The organism is Pseudomonas sp. YY-1 (genome assembly GCF_002843095.1).
GTDB lineage: Bacteria > Pseudomonadota > Gammaproteobacteria > Pseudomonadales > Pseudomonadaceae > Aquipseudomonas > Aquipseudomonas sediminis_A.
The window spans coordinates 52,726-72,990 of sequence record NZ_PJLX01000022.1 but is presented as its reverse complement, the minus strand read 5'-3'; the positions used below and the strand labels follow the sequence as shown (position 1 = coordinate 72,990).

The 20,265-nt window shown below is 64.3% G+C and carries 17 protein-coding genes and 1 pseudogene; 5 read left to right on the top strand and 13 right to left on the bottom strand.

Annotated elements, in window-relative coordinates:
* The 4 genes from CXP40_RS22890 to CXP40_RS22875 all read right to left on the bottom strand — a co-directional run.
* On the bottom strand, window positions 1-1,118 hold a 1,118-nt coding region (locus tag CXP40_RS22890), incomplete at its 3' end, for an arginine deiminase (RefSeq protein ID WP_106735600.1).
* A gap of 15 nt (window positions 1,119-1,133) precedes the next feature.
* Window positions 1,134-2,561, bottom strand: a complete 1,428-nt coding sequence (arcD, locus tag CXP40_RS22885; RefSeq protein ID WP_106735599.1) for an arginine-ornithine antiporter — start codon at window positions 2,559-2,561, stop codon at window positions 1,134-1,136.
* 424 nt (window positions 2,562-2,985) lie between these two features.
* The gene (putA, locus tag CXP40_RS22880; RefSeq protein ID WP_106735598.1) at window positions 2,986-6,921 is read right to left on the bottom strand and encodes a trifunctional transcriptional regulator/proline dehydrogenase/L-glutamate gamma-semialdehyde dehydrogenase; all 3,936 of its coding nucleotides are present in this window, start codon (window positions 6,919-6,921) and stop codon (window positions 2,986-2,988) included.
* Window positions 6,922-7,391: 470 nt separating this feature from the next.
* The gene (locus CXP40_RS22875; RefSeq protein ID WP_106735601.1) at window positions 7,392-8,282 is read right to left on the bottom strand and encodes a LysR family transcriptional regulator; all 891 of its coding nucleotides are present in this window, start codon (window positions 8,280-8,282) and stop codon (window positions 7,392-7,394) included.
* A 96-nt stretch (window positions 8,283-8,378) separates the two neighbouring features.
* Here CXP40_RS22875 and CXP40_RS22870 point away from each other — a divergent pair, with 96 nt between their 5' ends.
* A complete protein-coding gene (locus tag CXP40_RS22870; protein WP_106735597.1) occupies window positions 8,379-8,942 on the top strand; it encodes a lipocalin-like domain-containing protein in 564 nt (187 codons plus the stop codon).
* A gap of 27 nt (window positions 8,943-8,969) precedes the next feature.
* Here the strand turns inward: CXP40_RS22870 and CXP40_RS22865 are convergent, their stop codons facing one another.
* The 5 genes and pseudogenes from CXP40_RS22865 to CXP40_RS22845 all read right to left on the bottom strand — a co-directional run bounded on the left by CXP40_RS22865 (window position 8,970) and on the right by CXP40_RS22845 (window position 11,568).
* Complete coding sequence (locus tag CXP40_RS22865; RefSeq protein WP_106735596.1) at window positions 8,970-9,197, bottom strand: DUF2790 domain-containing protein; 228 nt, start codon at window positions 9,195-9,197, stop codon at window positions 8,970-8,972.
* A gap of 86 nt (window positions 9,198-9,283) precedes the next feature.
* The gene (locus CXP40_RS22860; RefSeq protein WP_106735595.1) at window positions 9,284-9,466 is read right to left on the bottom strand and encodes a hypothetical protein; all 183 of its coding nucleotides are present in this window, start codon (window positions 9,464-9,466) and stop codon (window positions 9,284-9,286) included.
* Between the two features lie 90 nt (window positions 9,467-9,556).
* Window positions 9,557-10,512, bottom strand: a pseudogene (locus tag CXP40_RS22855) (LysR family transcriptional regulator).
* A 40-nt stretch (window positions 10,513-10,552) separates the two neighbouring features.
* Window positions 10,553-11,155 (bottom strand): LysE/ArgO family amino acid transporter, encoded by a 603-nt coding sequence (locus CXP40_RS22850; protein ID WP_099522314.1) that lies wholly within the window; start codon window positions 11,153-11,155, stop codon window positions 10,553-10,555.
* Complete coding sequence (locus CXP40_RS22845) at window positions 11,155-11,568, bottom strand: ACT domain-containing protein (RefSeq protein WP_099522313.1); 414 nt, start codon at window positions 11,566-11,568, stop codon at window positions 11,155-11,157. The genes CXP40_RS22850 and CXP40_RS22845 overlap by 1 nt, the downstream gene beginning before the upstream one ends.
* A 94-nt stretch (window positions 11,569-11,662) precedes the next feature.
* Between CXP40_RS22845 and CXP40_RS22840 the strand changes: the two genes are divergently transcribed.
* Together CXP40_RS22840 and CXP40_RS22835 are read left to right on the top strand one after the other, a co-directional pair.
* Window positions 11,663-12,559, top strand: coding sequence for a LysR family transcriptional regulator ArgP (locus CXP40_RS22840; protein ID WP_106735594.1), 897 nt, complete (start codon window positions 11,663-11,665; stop codon window positions 12,557-12,559).
* Window positions 12,560-12,660: 101 nt separating this feature from the next.
* Window positions 12,661-13,659, top strand: a complete 999-nt coding sequence (locus CXP40_RS22835) for an NAD(P)-dependent oxidoreductase (RefSeq protein WP_106735593.1) — start codon at window positions 12,661-12,663, stop codon at window positions 13,657-13,659.
* Here CXP40_RS22835 and CXP40_RS22830 read toward each other — a convergent pair.
* Window positions 13,650-13,937 (bottom strand): hypothetical protein, encoded by a 288-nt coding sequence (locus tag CXP40_RS22830; RefSeq protein ID WP_106735592.1) that lies wholly within the window; start codon window positions 13,935-13,937, stop codon window positions 13,650-13,652. The two genes, CXP40_RS22835 and CXP40_RS22830, sit on opposite strands and share 10 nt — an antisense overlap.
* Before the next feature lie 359 nt (window positions 13,938-14,296).
* Between CXP40_RS22830 and CXP40_RS22825 the strand changes: the two genes are divergently transcribed.
* On the top strand, window positions 14,297-15,145 hold the full coding sequence (locus CXP40_RS22825; RefSeq protein ID WP_106735591.1) for an ATPase: 849 nt from the start codon (window positions 14,297-14,299) through the stop codon (window positions 15,143-15,145).
* A gap of 111 nt (window positions 15,146-15,256) precedes the next feature.
* Here the strand turns inward: CXP40_RS22825 and CXP40_RS22820 are convergent, their stop codons facing one another.
* Both CXP40_RS22820 and CXP40_RS22815 read right to left on the bottom strand, forming a co-directional pair.
* A complete protein-coding gene (locus CXP40_RS22820; protein ID WP_106735590.1) occupies window positions 15,257-16,306 on the bottom strand; it encodes an alkene reductase in 1,050 nt (349 codons plus the stop codon).
* Window positions 16,307-16,333: 27 nt separating this feature from the next.
* Window positions 16,334-16,630 carry a helix-turn-helix transcriptional regulator gene (locus CXP40_RS22815; RefSeq protein ID WP_169886839.1) on the bottom strand — a complete coding sequence of 99 codons (297 nt, stop codon included), beginning with the start codon at window positions 16,628-16,630 and terminating at the stop codon, window positions 16,334-16,336.
* Between the two features lie 126 nt (window positions 16,631-16,756).
* Between CXP40_RS22815 and CXP40_RS22810 the strand changes: the two genes are divergently transcribed.
* Complete coding sequence (locus CXP40_RS22810; protein ID WP_106735589.1) at window positions 16,757-17,344, top strand: ACP phosphodiesterase; 588 nt, start codon at window positions 16,757-16,759, stop codon at window positions 17,342-17,344.
* 132 nt (window positions 17,345-17,476) lie between these two features.
* Here the strand turns inward: CXP40_RS22810 and CXP40_RS22805 are convergent, their stop codons facing one another.
* Entirely contained in the window at window positions 17,477-20,194 is a 2,718-nt protein-coding gene (locus tag CXP40_RS22805) for a cation-transporting P-type ATPase (protein WP_106735588.1), read from the bottom strand.
* Between the last annotated feature and the right edge of the window lie 71 nt (window positions 20,195-20,265).

Genomic DNA, 20,265 nt, shown 5'->3' with positions numbered 1-20,265 from the left:
TTGCGGTCGTAGCCGATGACCACGCCCGGCTCCAAGCAGACCACGTTGTTGCCGTCGTCCCACTGCTCGCGCTCGGCCTCGTAGGCGTCGCCACCGGTTTCCACTACACGCAGTTTTTTCAGGTTGAGGGATTCGGCGACCACATCGACGAAGGGTTTGTCCTCGCGGCGTACGTCGATGCCGCCTGGGCGGCTCTCGTCCGGACGCAGGGTGAAGGGCACGATGCTGTTGGCCACTTCCGGGAAGATGGTCACCAGGTCGCGGTCGCAGAAACTGAATACGGTGTCCAGGTGCATGGCGGCGCGGGAGCGGCCCAGGCCAGCGACCACGACCCGCTCGGCCGCGCCCTTGGCAAACAGTGCGCGCGCTACCTGGCCGATGGCCTGGTGCGAGCTGCGTTCGCCCATGCCGATCAACACTGTGCCATTGCCGATGGGCATGACGTCACCGCCTTCCAGGGTGGCTGAGCCGTGCTCTTGGTCCGGGTCGCCGTACCAGATCTCGAAGGGCTCATTGGCGAAGTCCGGGTGGAAGGTGTAGATGGCGCTGGCGAGCAGGGTTTCCTGGCGGCGCGCTGGCCAGTACATCGGGTTCAAGGTGACGCCGCCGTAGATCCAGCAGGTGGTGTCGCGGGTGAACTGGGTGTTGGGCAGCGGCGGGAAGATGAAGCTGGCTTCGCCGAGGTAGGCGTTGAACATCTTCGCAGCCTCGGAGTCCTTGTGCTTGACCAGATCGGCGCCGGATACGCCACCTATGAGGAACTCGGCGATCTTGCGTGGCTCCAGTTCTTCGATGAAGGCGCGCACTTCATTCTGCAGGCCGAGGCCGACGCTGTTGGGGGTGATCTTGCGGTCGAGAATCCATTTCAGCGCGTTGGGGTCGCTGACGGTCTCTTCCAGCAGGTTGTGCATCTCCACCACTTCGACGCCGCGTTCGCGCATCTTGGTCATGAAGTCGAAGTGGTCGCGCTTGGCCTGGGATACCCAGATCACATCGTCGAACAGCAGTTCGTCGCAGTTGGCGGGGGTTAGACGCAGGTGGGCGAGGCCTGGCGAACAGACCATCACCTTGTGCAGTTTGCCGGCTTCGGAATAAACGCCGAGGGCTTTCTTGGACATGTCGAACTCCTTCTCTTACAGACTCAGGAAACCGTCATACAGCCCGTAGGCGGCGATGGCGGCACCGATCAGGACGGCGGCGAAAATGATTTTCTCGACGCTGGTGAAAATGGGCTGTCCCAGTTCGTGCTTGGCCTTGGCGAAGAGGATCGCGCCAGGGGCATAGAGCAGCGCCGAGAGCAGCAGGTACTGCACGCCGGCGGCATACACCAGCCACACCGCGTAAAGGGTGGAGATGGCGGCGATCAGCAGATCCTTGTTGCGCTCACCGGCCGCGTTCTCGTAGGTCTCGCCGCGTACCGCCAGCAATACCGCGTAGGCGCTGGACCAGAAGTACGGCACCAGGATCATCGAGGTGGCCAGGTACAGCAGGCTGAGGTAGGTGGAGGCGCTGAACAGGGTGATGATCAGGAACAGCTGGATCAGCCCGTTGGACAGCCACAGCGCGTTGGCCGGAACGTGGTTGGCGTTCTCCTTGCGCAGGAACGCCGGCATGGTGTGGTCGCGGGCGCTGGCGAAGAGAATCTCGGCGCACAGCAGCGTCCAGGACAGCAAGGCGCCTGCCAGTGAGACGATCAGGCCGATCGAAATCAACTGTGCACCCCAGGGGCCGACCACCTGCTCCAGCACGCCGGCCATGGATGGGTTCTTCAACCCGGCCAGTTCGGCTTGGGCCATGATGCCTTGGGACAGGATATTGACCAGAACCAGCAGCAGAAGCACACCGACGAAACCGATCACCGTGGCCTTGCCGACATCGCTGCGCTTCTCGGCACGGGCGGAGAAGATGCTCGCGCCTTCGATGCCGATGAACACCCAGACGGTGACCAGCATCATGTTGCGCACCTGATCCATCACGCTGCCCAGCTCGGTATTGCCGCGGCCCCAGAAGTCGCTGGTGAACACGTCGAGCTTGAAGGCGATGGCGGCGATGATGATGAACAGTGCCAGCGGCAGCATCTTGGCAATGGTGGTGACGGTGTTGATGAACGCCGCTTCCTTGATCCCGCGCAGCACCAGGAAGTGCAGCAACCAGAGCAGTACTGATGCACAGATCACGGCGGGCAATGTATTGCCCTCGCCGAATACCGGGAAGAAATAACCCAACGTGGAAAACAGCAGCACCATGTAGCTGACGTTGCCGATCCAGGCGCTGATCCAGTAGCCCCAGGCCGAGGAGAAACCCATGTAGTCGCCGAAGCCGGCCTTGGCGTAGGCGTACACCCCGCCGTCGAGTTCGGGCTTGCGATTGGCCAGGGCCTGGAACACGAAGGCCAGGGTCAGCATGCCGACCCCGGTGATCAGCCAGCCGATCAGGGTGGCACCGGCGCTGGCGCTGGCGGCGATGTTTTGCGGTAGCGAGAAGATACCGCCGCCGACCATGGAGCCGACGACCAGCGCGATCAGCGCGCCGAGGCGGAGTTTTTGCGTCGAGTCAGACATCTCAATTACCTCCGTGTCACAAGGGGACATAGGTATTGAGCGCGTTTGGCGAGCACAGCATCCTGATTTGAATCAATGGTCAGGATTCGTCAACGCACATCCTTGTTCCAGGCGTTGTCGAGCACCTGATGAGCGTCAGGACTGCTGCTCTGTCTGGCACGGGGAGGCGCCAGTCCAATCAACATAGACCGAACTTTCTGTTCCGCAATGATGGCCAGTTGCGATGGAGTCGCTAGCGGGGAAAGGGGATGGGCGGGGCGGTTGGCCCCGCTCGACGCGTCGGCCGGATAAGCTGGCGCAGACCCGAAGGTCAAAGGGAGGAGCATGACGCCGGGCGGGTAGCCCCTGCAGGCAGTTGCGTCATGTGGTTACAGCATGCCGCGGAAAGCTTTCATCCAGCTTTCCGCGGTGTTATCGGCTGCGATCAGCCGATGGTCATCAGGCTGGCGTTGCCGCCAGCCGCAGCGGTGTTGACGCTCAGGGCGTGTTCCACCAGCAGACGTTCCAGAGCGATGTCGGTCTCGCCCTTGTTCAGGCCGTGTACACCGACGATGGCGCCCTTGCGCTGCGCTGCCTGCTCGCTGACTGCGCGCAGCTGGTCGGAGTCGCCGTGGTGCAGGATGGCGTCCAGCTCCACGTCGACGCTGTTCCAGTCGGTCACCAGCTGGATGTGCTTCTGCACCTCCTTCGGCAGTTCGCTGTACAGCGCGCGCTGGCTCTCCAGCCAGATCGCCCGGCTGCCCACCGCCAGGGTGGCAGCCAGTTGCGCCAGCAGGTCGCCGCGCTCGTCGGCCAGGTTCAGCACGTGCTCACGCGGCAGCAGGGTGTAGCTGTTGCGCTCGCCGGTCGGGCCGGTGAGCGTGTGGCTGCTGTAGCTCTGCGACAGTGTGCGGTACTGCTCGAACAGCGCGGCAATGGCCGGCTCCTGCTTGCCTGCCCATTCGTCAAAGGCGCTGCGCACCTTGTCCAGCTCGCTCGGAACCGGCAGGGCCTGCACCTCGGCCTGTTGCAGATACTGGGCGACGGCCTCCTGGGGACGGGTCGACAGCAGGCGGAACAGGTACAGCGGGCCACCGGCTTTCGGGCCGGTGCCGGACAGGCCTTCGCCACCGAACGGCTGCACGCCGACCACGGCGCCGACCATGTTGCGGTTCACGTACAGGTTGCCGACCTTGGCGGTGCTGACCACCTGGGCGATGGTCTCGTCGATGCGCGTGTGCACGCCGAGGGTCAGGCCGTAGCCGCTGTCGTTGATCTGCTGCAGCAGCTTGCCCAGGTCCGCGCGCTGGTAGCGCACCACGTGCAGCACTGGGCCGAAGATCTCGCGCTTCATCTCGTCGAAGCTGTCCAGCTCGATCAGGGTCGGCACGACGAAGGTGCCGCGCTTGATCTCCTCACCGTTGACGCGCGCCAGTTGGGTGACCTTGCGGCCTTTCTCGCGCAGCTTGGCGATGTGGGTATCGATGCCGGCCTTGGCTTCGGCGTCGATCACCGGGCCAATGTCGGTGTTCAGACGCTCGGGGTTGCCGAGGCTGTATTCGGCCATGGCGCCCTTGAGCATGGTCAGCACACGGTCGGCTACGTCGTCCTGCACGCATAGCACGCGCAGCGCCGAGCAGCGCTGGCCGGCGCTGTCGAAGGCGGAAGCGACGACGTCCATCACCACCTGCTCGGTCAGTGCCGAGGAGTCGACGATCATGGCGTTGAGGCCGCCGGTTTCGGCGATCAGCGGGATGGTGCGGCCCTGGGCATCCAGGCGACCGGCGATGTTGCGCTGAAGGATGCCGGCCACTTCGGTGGAACCGGTGAACATCACCCCGCGCACACGCTCGTCACCCACCAGGCGCGCGCCGACGGTTTCGCCACGACCCGGCAGCAGTTGTACGGCGCCAGCCGGTACGCCGGCCTCGAGCAGAATACGCACGGCTTGCGCAGCGATCAGCGGCGTCTGTTCCGCCGGCTTGGCCAGCACGGTGTTGCCGGCGGCCAGTGCAGCGGCCACCTGGCCACTGAAGATCGCCAGGGGAAAGTTCCACGGGCTGATGCACACCACCGGGCCCAGCGGGCGGTGGCTGTCATTGCCGAAGCTGCGTGCCTGGATCGCGTAGTAACGCAGGAAGTCCACCGCCTCGCGCACTTCGGCGATGGCGTTGGCGAAGGTCTTGCCGGACTCGCGCACCAGCAGGCCCATCAATTGCTGCAGCTCGGCTTCCATCAGGTCGGCGGCGCGCTCCAGCACGGCGGCGCGTTCGGCGGGCAGGGTGGACTGCCAGATCTGGCCGCTGGCCAGGGCGCAGAGGATGGCGCTGTCGACATCCTTGACGCTGGCTTCGCGTACATGGCCGACCAGGTCACGGTGATCGGCTGGATTGCGCACTGGCTCCGGCTCGCCCGGATTGACGCCATCACAACCGAGCATCGGCTCGGCCAGATAGCTGTGGTTGGCGGTCGACAGCAGCGCCGAGGACAGCGAGCCAAGGCGGTGTTCGTTGGCCAGATCCAGGCCCGACGAGTTGACCCGGTCTTTGCCATACAGGTCACGCGGCAGGGCGATGCGCGGATGCGGCAGGCCGATGGCGCCCTCCTGCGCGGCCATCTGCTCGACCTGCAGCACCGGGTCGAGCACCAGATCTTTCAGCGAGATGCTGTGGTCGGCGATGCGGTTGACGAAGCTGGTGTTGGCGCCGTTTTCCAGCAGGCGGCGCACCAGGTAGGCCAGCAGGGTTTCATGGCTGCCCACTGGCGCGTAAATGCGGCACGGGCGGTTCAGCTTGCCGTCGGCGATCTTGCCAACGACCTGCTCGTACAGCGGCTCGCCCATGCCGTGCAGGCACTGGAATTCGTACTGACCCGGGTAGTAGTTCTGCCCGGCCAACTGGTAGATGGCCGACAGCGAGTGGGCGTTGTGGGTGGCGAACTGCGGGTAGATCGCTTCCGGCGCGGCCAGCAGCTTGCGTGCGCAGGCCAGGTAGGACACGTCGGTGTACGGCTTGCGGGTGTACACCGGATAGCCTTCCAGGCCGTTGACCTGGGCCAGCTTGATCTCGCTGTCCCAGTAGGCGCCTTTCACCAGGCGGATCATCAGGCGATGGCGGCTGCGCTTGGCCAGGTCGATGACGTAGTCGATCACGTACGGGCAGCGCTTCTGGTAGGCCTGGATGACGAAGCCGATGCCGTTCCAGCCAGCGAGGCTCGGTTCGAAGCACAGGCGCTCGAGCAGGTCCAGCGACAGCTCCAGGCGGTCGGCTTCCTCGGCGTCGATGTTGAGGCCGATGTCGTACTGCTTGGCCAGTTGGGTCAGGCCCAGCAGGGTCGGGTACAGCTCGTCCATCACGCGCTCGTACTGGGCGCGGCTGTAGCGCGGGTGCAGGGCGGACAGTTTGATCGAGATGCCCGGGCCTTCGTAGATGCCGCGACCGTGGGAGGCTTTGCCGATGGCGTGGATGGCCTGCTCGTAGGAGGCCAGGTAGCGCTTGGCGTCTTCCTCGGTCAGCGCGGCTTCACCGAGCATGTCGTAGGAGTAGCGGAAGCCCATGGCTTCCAGGGTGGAGGCGTTGGCCAGGGCTTCGGCGATGGTTTCGCCGGTGACGAACTGCTCGCCCATCAGGCGCATGGCCATGTCCACGCCCTTGCGGATCACCGGCTCGCCGCTCTTGCCGATGATGCGGTTGAGCGCCGAGGTCATGCCGGCTTCGGTGTGGGTCGACACCAGTTTGCCGGTGATCAGCAGGCCCCAGCTCGCGGCGTTGACGAACATCGACGGGCTCTGGCCGAGGTGCTGGCTCCAGTTGCCGTTGGCGATCTTGTCGCGGATCAGCGCATCGCGGGTGGCCTTGTCCGGGATGCGCAGCAGGGCTTCGGCCAGGCACATCAGCGCCACGCCTTCCTGCGACGACAGCGAGAACTCCTGCAGCAGGCCTTGCACCAGGCCCTGACGGCCGCTGGCGTTCTTCTGGTTGCGCAGCTTCTCGGCAATCCCCAGGGCCAGCTTCTGCGAGGCCTCGGCTTGTTCCTTGTTCAGGCGCGCTTGCTCCAGCAGCATCGGCACCACTTCGGTTTCCGGGCGGCGGTAGGCACTGGTGATGGCGGCGCGCAGCACCGACTGCGGGAGGATGCTCTCGGCGAAATCGAGGAACACCTGCAGACCTTGCTCGCTCAGCGACTCCAGCGCTTCCTCACCGGCGGCAGCGGCCAGGCCGGCATGCTCGGCGGGCGTCAGGCCACTCTCGACTTGCTCCAGATAATTGAAGATCGCCTGCTTGATCATCCAGTGCGGCGTGCGGTCGATCTGCGCGGCGGCCTTTTTCAGGCGTTCGCGGGTGGCATCGTCGAGTTTTACGCCAAGAGTGGTGGTAGCCATGGAAGAGTCCTACTTATTGTCAGGTTATGCACGGTAAAAACTGCCGGAGCAGTTTTTGACGTCGCTTGCGACGGCCCGAAGCGGTGCCGCCATGAATGGCGGGCAACAAAAAAGCTGCGGGAGATTAAACCCGCTTCGGTGCTTGGTGCAACTAGGTGCAACCAATTAGCTCGGCATCCCGACGGACGTTAATTTTGTCCAGGTGTCTGCCGCTATAGCGCCTGGATATGGCAGTTTCAGAGCATGAGTGCATCTCGCAGCGTGGACGTTGGCGCGCTAGCGCGCGCTCGTGTTATCCAGCGTACCGATATGCTGCGTCATCATGGTGCAACCTTGGTGCTACCCCTTGTGCGGGTGCTCCGCGCTGGGACGGTCAAGGCGTCGATCACGATCGCGACTGAGTTACACCTGTTCAGCATAGACCGCGGGATTGCAGCAGTGTGGCTCCCGGTCGTCGGAAGCGGGCTGCGCTATCCCTGCTCGCGGAGGATGGCGATGAACGCCTGCAGTGGCGCCGGAACGTGGCGATAGCTGGAGTAGTAGAGGCACAGGCCGGGGCATGGTGGTGTCCAGTCTTCGAGAAGTAGCACCAGCTTGCCGCTCTCCAGCGCCTGGCGAGCGAAGGCCTGGGGGACGTAGGCGATGCCCTGGCCGGCGCAGGCCGCTTCGATCAGCAGGTCGTTATCGTCCAGGCTCAATGCGCCTGGTACGTCGAGCGCGAGGTGCTGCGTGCCGCGCTCGAACTCCCAGCGATAGCGCTTGCCGCTGGGCATGCGCTGGCGGATGCAGCGATGAACGCGCAGCTCGTCAGGTGTGCCAGGACGCCCAAAGGTGGCGAGATAGGTAGGTGAGGCCACGGTGACGAAGCGCACCTCGCCGCCGAAGGGCACTGCCACCATGTCCTGAGGGACTGACTCGGCCAGGCGCACGCCGGCGTCGAAGCCCTCGGCGACGATATCCACCAGCCTGCCCTCGCTGACCAGGTCGAGCTCCACATGGGGATGGCGTTGCAGGAACGTCGGCACCACATGTTCGAGAAGCCAGCGCGCGCCGCCCTTGCTGGCGTTGATGCGTAGGGTGCCGGCGAGCTCGTCGGGGCCATGGCTGACGGCATCCAGTGCGTCGTCCAGATCCCGGAGCAGTGGCGTCAGCCGCTGCAGCAGGTGTTCTCCTGCCTCTGTCACGGCAACGCTGCGGGTGGTGCGGTGCAACAGGCGAACCCCAAGGCGCTGTTCGAGCCCCTTGATTGCGTGACTGAGAGAGGAGCGTGATACCCCCAAGGCGTCGGCAGCCTTCTGGAAGCTGCGTTGCTGGGCGACCTGAATGAAGGCCTTGAGATCGGCGAGGCTAGCGTTGCTCATTGGTGAGAATTCTTCACTAAGGCGTTCGTATTGGTGCGTCTTATCATAGATCTGCTCGCGCCATACCATCGGTTTCATCGTTAGAGGAGATGACTGATGAAGAGCGAATCGAACACCCGCGCCTGTGTCTGGAACGATCTGCTGCAATGGCGCCGGCACTTTTCGCGGCCGTTACTGGTGGTCGGTTTGCTGGCGCTGAGCTTGAACGTCATGGCCCGCGAGTCCGAGGCTCACGCTGCCAACCAGATGGTTGGCACCTGGCGTATGGTCTCCGCCACGCTGGAAACAGATGGAAAAGTCGAGCGTCCGTACGGTGAAAACCTGCAAGGCATGCTGGTGTTCACGCCTGATATGCACTTCGTCGAAGTGCTGACCGACGGCGATACGCCGCGTTTTGCATCCGATTCGCGCGGCGGCGGCAGCGACGAAGAAAATCGTCGTGCCATGGCGTCGAGCATCGGCTTCTTTGGCACTTACAGTGTCGACGAGCAAGGACGGTTCGCCGGTAACCGGGTCGAGGGCGCCACCTTTCCCAACTGGGTCGGCGGTGTGCGGACGACGAAGGAGTTGCAACTGAGGGTCGAGGGCGATCGGATGTACGAGACCTTCACGCGCCCGGATGGCGGGCGCTTCAGTGCCGAGTTCGTGCGCGCCAGGTAAGGCGGGGATGTGTGGTGCGTGCGGTGGTCAGTAGCGGCAGTTTTCGCCGATACGTTGGTAGATAAGCGTGTGCTGCTCACCTTTGGAGTCCAGATAGACCATGCGGGCTTCACCCGCTTCGCAGCCTTGCGGCAGGGTCTGGCTGATGACCTTTGCAATGTCCAGGTGCATGCCGTAGTGGTAGTGCTCGGGCGTTTCGGCATGTGCCAGGGTTGCGGCGCAGCCGAAGGCGAGCAGGCAGGCGATACGTTTCATGATGGCCTCGATGCGGGAAAAAGGGCCGTTTCAGCGGCCCGAGGGGCGCCGGTCAGGAGCGCGGCCGGCGCCAGGTAAGCTCTGGTTCAGCCGTGCTGATCGCTGTTCTGCGTGCTCGCGGCTTGCGCCTGCTGGGTGGCTGTGGCGTGCGGCTGTTGCTGGTGGGCCTGTTGATGAGCGACGAAGGCCGCCGACTCCTCGGCGAAGCAGGCTTGGGCGGCCAGCAGAGTGGAAAGGGACAGGACGGTGGCAGTGAGAAGGTTCTTCATTGGAGCGATCCTCTTGGGATTCTTCGTGGGTTCGAAGTCATCCTAGTGAGGCATCGAGGTCGGAAAAAGCGCGCTTTGAGTGAATGACCATTACCTTTCGCGCAACAATTTCTCCGGGCTTGCCCAGTGCTGGGCGTCGTCCAGCACCGCTTCGTCGCCAAGCAGTAACGGCGGCAGTTCGGCCTTGAGAAACTCTACCCAGGTGCGCGTCTTGGCATCGAGAAAGCGTCGCGATGGATACATCGCATAGATGTTCAGTGCGCGTAGCCGGTGCTGCGGCAGGATGCGCAGCAGGCGCCCCTCACGCAGCGGCTGGCTGGCGACGAAGGAGGGTAGCAGGCAGAAACCCATGCCGGCCTGGGCCGCCTTGACCAAGGCCTCGGCGACGTTGACCTGGAAGCATTCGGCCGGCAGCGCCTCCAACTGGTCGTCACCGAAATCCCATTGACCGCGATACAGCGGGTCGGTCAGGCGCAGGTGACGATGTCGTTGCAGGTCAGCCGGGTGTTCGGGAATGCCGTATTGAGCCAGATAGCTGGGCGCCGCGCAGATGACGCTGTAGATTGCGCCCAGGCGTTGCGCAACCAGTTGCGAGTCAGGCAGGTCGCGGGCGAAGGCGATGGTCACGTCATGGCCGTCTTCGAGCAGGTCTGGCGTGCGCTGGGCCAGGGTCAGTTCCACCACGACCTGAGGATGATGTTCGGCATAGCGGGCGATCAGCGGGGTGATGTGCTGCAGGCCGAGACCAGTCATGGTGTGCACGCGCAGGCGACCGCTGGGGTGCGGTGCGCTCCACGCGCCTCGGCGTCGGCTTCGTCGATCTGGCCGAGAATCTGCCGGCAGCGCTCGAGGTAACGCTCACCGGTCTCGGTCAGCGCCAGGCGCCGCGTGGTGCGCTGCAGCAGGCGTGCCTCGAGATGTTGCTCGAGGTCGGTGATCAGGCGCGACACCTGCGCGGTGGACAGATTCAGTGCCTGGGCCGCGGCAGTGAAGCTGCCACGTTCGACCACCTGAACGAACACGCGCATACCATGCAAGGTATCCATTGTTGCTCCTGGCGTAATTAGCCCGGCGCATTATGCGCGATTACAGCGCGCCGAGAATCAACTGCGCCGCCACTGCGAACATCATCGCCGCCACACCGAGGTCGATCAGGCGCCAGGTCAGTGGCCTGGCCAGCCAGGGCGCAAGCCAGGCGGCGCCAAGTGCCAGTGTGGCAAACCAGAGAAAGGAGGCGCTGGCAGCTCCTGCGGCATAGGCGCCAGGTTCTGGTTGCTGGGCGCCGAGCGAGCCGATCAGCAGCACGGTATCCAGATAGACATGCGGGTTGAGCAGGGTGACCGCCAGTGCTGCGAGCAGCACCGCGCGCAGCGAGCGCGGCTCGCTACCTGCCGCTTGCAGTGATTGCGGGCGCGCAGCGCGCAGCAGCGCCTGGCTGCCGTACCAAAGCAGGAAGGCAGCACCGCCCCAGCGAGCGATGGCCAGCAAGGTCGGGCTCTGCGCCAGCAGGGTGGCCAGGCCGAACACACCAGCAGCCACCAGCAGGGCATCGCAGACGATGCACAGGGCGGCCACCGGCAGATGGTGTTCCCGGCGCAGGCTCTGCGCCAGGACGAAGGCGTTCTGCGCGCCGATGGCCATGATCAGGCCGATGGCCACCAATAGGCCGTTGCTATAGCTCTGCCACATCACGCTGACTCCGGTATGGACGCCGCCGACAAGGCGCGCAAGGTGGACAGCGCCTGCTCGGCGCGCTCGCTGGGCACGAAGATATGGTCGTGATGAAAGCCGGCGACCACGTTGCAACTGATTCCCGCCTGCGCCAGGGCGGCAGAGAAGGATGCTGTGAGGCCCACGGCAGCCAGCGACGAATGCACCTCAAGGGTGATCCAGGCAGCGACGTAGTCGTAGTGCAGGCCATGGGCGTCGGCGACTTCGCGCGGTAACACCAGGCTCAGGCCTTCGGTTTCGCGCAGGCTGGCGATGGGCTGCAGGCCGCTGCAGTCATGCTCGGTCGGGACGCAGCAGAACACGTACTGACCGGGATTAAGCCGCGGCGTCATGCTCTGCAGCAGGCGCGCGAGGTTGGTTTCGCCGGACATGGCAGGCTCCTGATTGGATTGAATGCTGGCGAGTCTGCTGCGTGCGGATGTATAAGAGAAACCAATATTACTGATCGCTCATTAGGAAAATCGATTGTTCGATTACAAACTTCTCGCTGCGCTGGCGGCGGTGGTGGAGCAGGCTGGCTTCGAACGTGCCGCGCAGGTGCTGGGGCTGTCGCAGTCGGCGGTGTCGCAGCGCATCAAGTTGCTCGAAGCACGGGTCGGCCAGCCGGTGTTGGTGCGCGCGACGCCACCGGCGCCTACCGAAACCGGCCGACGCCTGCTCAACCACGTGCAGCAGGTGCGCTTGCTCGAGCGTGACTTGCAGGGCCAGGTGCCGGGGCTGGACGAGCAGGCCTTGCCCGAGCGCCTGCGCATCGCCATCAACGCCGACAGCCTGGCGACCTGGTGGGCGACGGCGACATCCGAGTTCTGCGCCGCCCAGCAAGTGCTGATGGAGTTGGTGGTGGAAGATCAGGAAGTGGGCCTCAAACGCATGCGCGCCGGTGAAGTGGCCGGTTGCGTGTGTGCTGCCGAGCGCCCGGTGGCGGGTGCGCGCAGCCTGGCGCTGGGCGCGATGCGTTATCGCGCGCTGGCCAGCCCGGCCTTCATTGCTCGGCATTTTGCCGCTGGCGTCAGCGCCGAAACCCTGGCGCGGGCACCGGCCATCGTCTACGGCCCGGATGATCAGTTGCAGCATCGCTACCTGGCGAGCCTCGGTGTCACGGGTGCCTTCGCCTATCACCTGTGCCCCTCGTCCGAAGGGTTCGTGCGCCTGACCGAAGGCGGCCTCGGTTGGGGCCTGGTGCCGGAATTGCAGGTACGAGAAGAGCTGACCAGCGGCAGGCTGGTGGACCTGGTGCCCGAGCGCTGCATCGATGTGCCGTTGTATTGGCACCACTGGCGCAATGGCGGCGAATTGCTCGGCGAACTGACTGAGCAACTGTGTCGTCACTCCGCGTCGGTGCTGGTGCCGTTGCACCAGTGAGCGGCCCGCCGGGTCGTAGTTATGGCCACCGCCGACAGCGCGCTACGACAATGGCACTGCTAGAGTGCGGCAACTACAAGAATCAAGGGTAGGGGGTGACGATGAAGATTCTGGTCACTGGCGCGAGTGGCTTCATCGGTGGGCGCTTCGCTCGTTTTGCGCTCGAGCAAGGGCTGGCCGTGCGGGTCAATGGCCGGCGCGCAGAAGGTGTGCAGCACCTGATCAAACGTGGTGCCGAGTTCGTTCAGGGCGATCTCGGTGATGCCGAGTTGGCCCAGGCCTTGTGCCAGGATGTCGAGGCGGTGGTCCACTGCGCCGGCGCGGTTGGCGTATGGGGTGATTACGCGCACTTTCATCAAGCCAACGTCACGGTCACCGAGAATATCGTCGACGCCTGCCTCAAGCAGAAGGTCCAGCGCCTGGTGCATCTGTCCTCGCCGTCGATCTATTTCGATGGCAAGTCTCATGTCGATACCCGCGAGGAGCAGGTGCCCAAACGCTTCTCCGACCACTACGGCAAGACCAAGTACCTGGCCGAACAACAGGTGTTCGCCGCACAGGAGTTCGGCCTGGAGGTGATCGCCCTGCGTCCGCGCTTCGTCACCGGCGCGGGCGATACCAGCATCTTCCCGCGGTTGATCGGTATGCAACGCAAGGGTCGTCTGGCGATCATCGGCAATGGTCTGAACAAGGTCGACTTCACCAACGTGCACAACCTCAACGATGCTTTGCTCAGCTCGCTGCAAGTGGGCGGAGCGGCGCTTGGTCAGGTGTACAACATCAGCAATGGCGCGCCGGTACCGCTGTGGGACGTGGTCAATTATGTGTTGCGTCGCCTGGAGCTGCCGCCGGTGACGCGGCATGTGCCGTTCCCGCTGGCCTATGCTGCGGCGACGCTCAACGAAGGCGTGTGCCGGGTACTGCCCGGGCGGCCAGAGCCAAGTCTGTTTCGCCTCGGCGTGGCGGTGATGGCCAGGGATTTTTCCCTGAACATCGATCGCGCCCGCGAGTACCTTGGCTACGAGCCTCGGGCCAGCCTGTGGGATGCACTGGATGAGTTCTGCACCTGGTGGCAGGCGCAGATGGGGCCTCAGGCGTAGATGCGCTGGCCGCGATAGACGCGTACCGAGCCGGTTGGCGTGCCGACCGGTAGCTCGACTGCGGTCAGTGGCGTCACTGTTGCACGCTGCGGTTGATCGGACAGTTCGGCCAGACGTTGGCCGAGGCGGCGGGTTTCTTCATCGTCGGATTTCAGGCTGCCATCGAGCATGGCGATGACCGCGTTGGGCTGGCTCATGCGAATATCTACGTCCTGCTCTTCGCGTAGACGGCGACGCAGCGCTTTCATGCAGTCCAGTACTTCTTTGTTCAGTTCCATTGCCACTTCCCCCGATTGGTTGAAGGATCACGGGCTTCGGCGTTCCACGCCCTCCGTGATCTGAGCAGCCGCTTCCCAGCGGCTGTAACACGAACTCGTGCTGTATTGCTTTGCAGAACTTTTCAGGCCGCCTGCTGGCTCGTTAGCGACGCTCTATCGGCGCGTTCACGACAGGATCAAAAGCAAACTGCGTACCAGTTCATGTTTTGCGGAACTGCTGGGCTGCAGGCGAGTCGATGGCCCTGTCGCGCCCTTCGTCGGTGCATCGCGCACCTGCTTGGCGCGACGCTGATGGTGTAATGGCGAATCGGTATACTGCGCGGCATTTCTGTTTATTCGTTTCAACCATAGGTCCGACCATGCGCAACGACGCCAACGACGAACTCGACAATCTGCCCAGCCTGACCCCGGAGCGCCGCGAGGAGTTTGCCGAGCCGCGCGAGGAACCAGCGCCGCGCAGCAGCCGCGCTACCAGCAGCAAGGCTCCAGTAGCCAAGGGCGCCAGTACCGGGCCGCTGTGGGCGCTGGTGGGTGCACTGAGTTTCGCTCTGGCTGGACTGGGCTGGTGGAGCCTGCAGCAGATCGGCTTGATGGAGCAGCGCCTGGTGGCGACCCAGGAGAGCTTCGCTCGCATCAGCGAGGAGGCGGCAGGACGCATTCAGGATATTTCCGGCAAGGTGGTGGCGACCGAATCCAACGTCACCAGCGGTAGCGAGGCGCTCAAGCTGCAGGTCAAGCAGCTGGAAACGCGTCTGGCTGAGCTGGGCAAGCAGCAACAGCAGAGTGCCACGGCGCAAGCCGCGCTGGACAAGCGCGTCGAGCAGTTGGGTACAGAGCTAAAAAGCGGCATCGGCGCCAGCGCCGATTTCGACAAGCGCCTGCAGGCGCTCTCCACCGAGCAGGCGGCGCTGAAATCCGCACAGAGTGACGCCAAGGCCACCCAGGCCGAGCTGGCCAAGCTCGATACCCGTATCAAGGCTCTCGGCGGCGATATCGAGACGCTGAAAAAGCAGGGTAATCCGGCGCAATCCATTCGCAGCCTGGAGCAGGATCTGCTGGTGCTGCGCAGCGAGCTGGACAATCGCCCGGCCGCCAGTGCCGGGCCGAATACCGCCGAGTTCGATGCCTTCCGCGCGCAGATGACGCGCAACATCAACACCCTGCAGAGCCAGGTGGTGAATCTGCAGCAGCAGATCAATCAGCGCTGAGGCAATTCGCTAAATGAACAAGCCCCGCAATGCGGGGCTTGTTCATTTATTGGTCGCGGCTAAAGCCCTTCCCACGGGATATCGCTTGCGGGAGGAGCTTAAGCTGCGATCTTACAGACGCGGATAGTCGATATAACCGACCGGGCCGGAACCGTAGAAGGTTTCCGGGTGCGGCTCGTTCAGTGCGGCGTTCTGCTCCAGGCGCTGCGGCAGGTCCGGGTTGGCGATGAAGGGGATGCCGAAGGCCACGGCATCGGCATTGCCTTCTGCCAGCCAGGCATTGGCCTGATCCTTGGTGAAGCGCTCGTTGGCGATGAACACGCCGCCGAATTCCTTCTTCAGTTGCGGTGTCAGACTGTCGTCGCCGGATTTCTCACGGGCGCAGATGAAGGCGATGCCACGTTTGCCCAGTTCACGGGCGACGTAGCCGAAGGTTTCGGCACGATTGGCATCGCCCATGTCGTGTGAGTCGGCACGTGGCGCCAGGTGCACGCCGACGCGACCGGCGCCCCACACGGAAATCGCAGCATCGGTCACTTCCAGCAGCAGACGCGCACGGTTTTCGACGCTGCCGCCGTAGCGGTCGGTGCGCTGGTTGGTGCTGCTCTGCAGGAACTGGTCGAGCAGGTAACCGTTGGCACCGTGGATTTCCACTCCATCGAAACCAGCAGCCATGGCGTTCTCGGCGCCTTGACGATAAGCCTCGACGATATCGGCGATTTCTTCGGTCTCCAGCGCGCGCGGGGTAACGAAGTCCTTGATCGGGCGTACCAGGCTGACGTGGCCGGCCGGCTGGATCGCGCTGGGAGCGACCGGCAGTTCGCCGTTCAGGTAGATGGGGTCGGAGATGCGGCCGACGTGCCACAGCTGCAGGACGATCTTGCCGCCGTTGGCGTGTACCGCCTGGGTGATGTTGCTCCAGCCGCGGATCTGCGCATCCGACCAGATGCCGGGGGTGTTCGGGTAGCCCACGCCCATCGGCGTGACAGCAGTGGCTTCGCTGATGATCAGGCCGGCCGAGGCGCGCTGCACGTAGTACTCGGCCATCAGCGCGTTGGGCACGCGGCCTTCGTCGGCGCGGCAGCGGGTCAGCGGCGCCATGATGATGCGGTTGTTCAGGTGCAGATCACCGATCTGGATGGGGTCGAACAGTGTGGGCATGGTGGTTTCTCCGAGGGAAAGGTCAAATCAGAGTTGCTGGCCGAGGCGCTCGACGAAAGCCTGGATCAGCTCGTCGTTGCGCTTGAAGAAGTGCCACTGGCCGACCTTGCGACTGGTCACCAGACCGGCGCGTTGCAGGGTGGTCAGATGGGCGGAAACGGTGGATTGCGACAGCCCGGTGCGCAGGAAGATCTTGCCGGCGCACACGCCGATCTCCAGCGGGTGATCCTGTTCGGCGAAGTTGAGCTCGGGCTCCTTCAGCCAGTCGAGGATGTCGCGGCGTACTGGGTGGGCGAGGGCCTTGATGATGGTGTCGATGTCCATGGCGGTGTCGGTGTGTATCGTCATGGGGCGAACCTTATATCGTCTCCGGGCGATATACAGATTGATTGTTCCAATAGTCTCCATCAACGGCTTCGATTGTCCTGCTCAGGGCGGTAAGCTCGTGTCATGAACTACCTGGCCCATCTTCATCTTGGCGGCGATGCGCCGCCGCAACTGCTCGGCAGCCTGTATGGCGACTTCGTCAAGGGCCCCCTGGCCGGACGCTGGCCGACTGAGATCGAAGCGGCCATCCGCCTGCACCGGCGCATCGACGCCTTTACCGACAGCCACCCGCTACAGGCACGCGCGCGTGCCCGCTTTCCCGCCGCGCGGCGACGCACGGCCGGCATGCTGCTGGACCTGTTCTTCGACCATTGCCTGGCCCGCGATTGGGCCGAGTATGCGGCGCAGCCGCTGGACCATTTCACCCGCGAGGTGTACCGGGTGCTGGCCGCCGAGGCCGAGCTGCCAAGGCGCCTGGCGCTGATGGCGCCGCGCATGGCGGCGCAGGACTGGCTGGGCAGCTACCGCGAGTTCGCGGTGCTGGAGCAGGTGATCGCCGGCATGCAGCGACGCTTGTCCAAACCGCAGTTGCTCGATGGCAGCCTGGCGGAATTGGAGCGCCTGTACGAACCGCTCAGCGAGGACTTTCGCGCCTTCTACCCCGAGCTGATGGCCTTTGCCGAGGCCGAGCTGAACGGGATGGAATCGTAGCCCGGATGCAATCCGGGGATGAGCGGTATGCCCGCCACAATCGCCGCTAAAGCGCCTCCCACGGGTGTTCGTTGTTGGCTCCGTGGGAGGGGTTTCAGCGGCGACTACATCACTGCGGTGCTTCTCTGACGTTCAGATCGCCTGCGGATGCAGGCGATAGCGCCGCACCAGCCATTTCTCCAGCTCCACCACGACGAACAGCGTCAGACCCGCCAGCAACACGCGCAGCCATTCTTCCAGCGTCATGCCAACCGAGCCGAATACGTTCTGCAGCGGCGCGGCATAGGTGAACAGCAGTTGCAGCAGCAGGCAGATGCCGATGGTCAGCAGCACCGCGCGATTACCCAGCAGGCCGTCGCGGCTGAGTACCGAGGCGAACAGGCTGCGGCTGTTGAGCAGGTAGAAGATCTCGCACATCACCACGGTATTGACGGCGATGGTGCGGGCGCTTTCCAGGCTGTTGCCATGCTGCAGCTCCCAGAGGAACAGCGCGATACCGGCACCGGCGATCAGCACCGAAACCATCGCGATGCGCCAGACGAAGTAGGCCGACAGCAAAGGCTCGCCCGGCGCGCGCGGTGTGCGGCTCATCAAGCCGTGCTCGCTGGGCTCGAAGGCCAGCGCCAGGCCCAGGGTGCTGGAGGTGACCATGTTGATCCACAGCACCTGCGCCGGCGTCAGTGGCAGCACCACCTGGAACAGAATGGCGAAGATCACGATCAGCGACTGGCCGCCATTGGTCGGTAGAGAAAACAGGATGAATTTCTTCAGGTTGTCGTAGATCGCCCGACCCTCGCGCACGGCCCCGGCGATGGTGGCGAAGTTGTCGTCGGCCAGCACTACTTCGGCTGCTTCCTTGGCCGCTTCGGTGCCCTTGTTGCCCATCGCCACGCCGACGTCGGCGCGCTTCAGGGCCGGTGCGTCGTTGACGCCATCGCCGGTCATGGCCACGACCTCGCCGCTGTCCTGCATGGCCTGCACCAGGCGCAGTTTGTGCTCGGGGCTGGCGCGGGCGAATACCTCGACGCCGGGCAACACCTCGCGCAGGCGGCGGTCATCGAGCAGTTCCAGCTCGGCGCCGGTCATCGCCGGCAGGCCGACGCCGATGCCTAGTTGCGCACCGATGGCGCGGGCCGTCTCGGCATGGTCGCCAGTGATCATCTTTACCCGGATGCCGGCTCGCTGGCATTCGGCGACAGCGGCGATGGCCTCCTCGCGTGGCGGGTCGATGATGCCGACCAGCGCGAGCAGAGTCAGCCCATCTTCTACGTCGTCGAAGCTCAGGTTGCGTTGCTCGGTCGGTGCCGTTTTGCTGGCCAGGGCCAGCAGGCGCAGGCCACGGGCAGCCAGATCGGTGGCCTGGCGTCGCCAGTAGTCGGCATCCAGAGCCGTGTTAGCGCCGTCGGCGCTGCGCTGGCTGGCGCACATTTCCAGCACGCGCTCGGGGGCGCCCTTGAGGTAGACCAGGCCATGGCCTGCGTGGTCATGGTGCAGGGTGGCCATGAAACGGTGTTCGGACTCGAACGGAATCGCGTCACTGCGGGGCAGTTGTGTGTGCAGCGACTGGATATCGAGACCGCTTTTCAGCGCCAGGGTCAGCAGCGCGCCTTCGGTCGGGTCGCCATGCAGTTGCCAGTGGCCGGCGGCGTCCTGTTGCAGGCGGGCGTCGTTGCACAGCTGTGCGGCACGGGCGATCTCCAGCAGTTCGGTGTCGGGCTCGAGCAGCTTGCCGTCCTGGTGGAAGGCGCCTTCCGGGGCATAGCCGACGCCGCTGATATCGAGGATGCGACTGGCGCTGACCACGCGTTGCACGGTCATTTCGTTGCGGGTCAGGGTGCCGGTCTTGTCCGAGCAGATCACCGTCACCGAGCCCAGGGTTTCCACTGCCGGCAGGCGGCGGACGATGGCGTTGTGGCCGGCCATGCGCTGCACGCCGAGGGCGAGGATCACCGTCATGATCGCCGGCAGACCTTCGGGGATGGCCGAGGCGGTCAGCGCCACCACCATCATGAACATCTCGCCGGGGTTCTGGCCGTGCCAGAGAATGCCGAGGATGAAGGTGGCCATGGCCAGGATCAGGATGATCACCGCCAGCCAGCGGCTGAACTGTTCGATCTGTCGCAGCAGCGGCGTGGATAACGCCTGCACCTGCTGCAGCATGGCGCCGATGCGGCCGAGTTCAGTGTTGGCTCCGGTCGCCACCACCACGCCGCTGGCCTGTCCGCTGCTGACCAGGGTGCCGGAATAGGCCATGCAGCGACGGTCGCCGAGCGCGGCGTCGGCGTTGCAGTGAGCAACGGATTTTTCCACCGGTACCGATTCACCGGTCAGCGCCGCTTCTTCCACCAGCAGGTTCTTCACGCTGATCAGGCGCAGGTCGGCTGGCACCTTGTCGCCGGACGCCAGCAACACGATGTCGCCGGGCACCAGGCGCTCGGCATCGATTTCATGACGTTCACCGCCACGCAGCACCATGGCGTGGGGCGAGAGCATGCTGCGGATGGCGTCCAGCGCGTTCTCTGCCTTGCCTTCCTGGATGAAGCCGATGATCACGTTGATCAGCACGGCGGCGAGGATCACCGAGGTATCGATCCAATGGCCGAGCAGGGCGGTGATCAGGGCCGCGACCAGCATCATGTAGAGCAGCACGTTGTGGAACTGATAGAGCAGGCGCAGCAGCGGGCCACGGCGTTGCGGCGGCGGCAGGCGGTTGGCGCCGTGGCGCTGTAGGCGCTGCTCGGCTTCCTCCTGGCCGAGGCCGCTGGCACTGCTGCGCTGCTCGTCGAGCGCTTGTTGTGCAGTCAAACCGTGCCAGGCGTGGTCACTATGTTGTGAGGGGGGATTGCCCATGGGGCGCGTCTCCTTGGTTGGGCCGGCTGCGCCTGTCGATCGCCATCGGCCGGCGCAACCCGCAGTCCTTA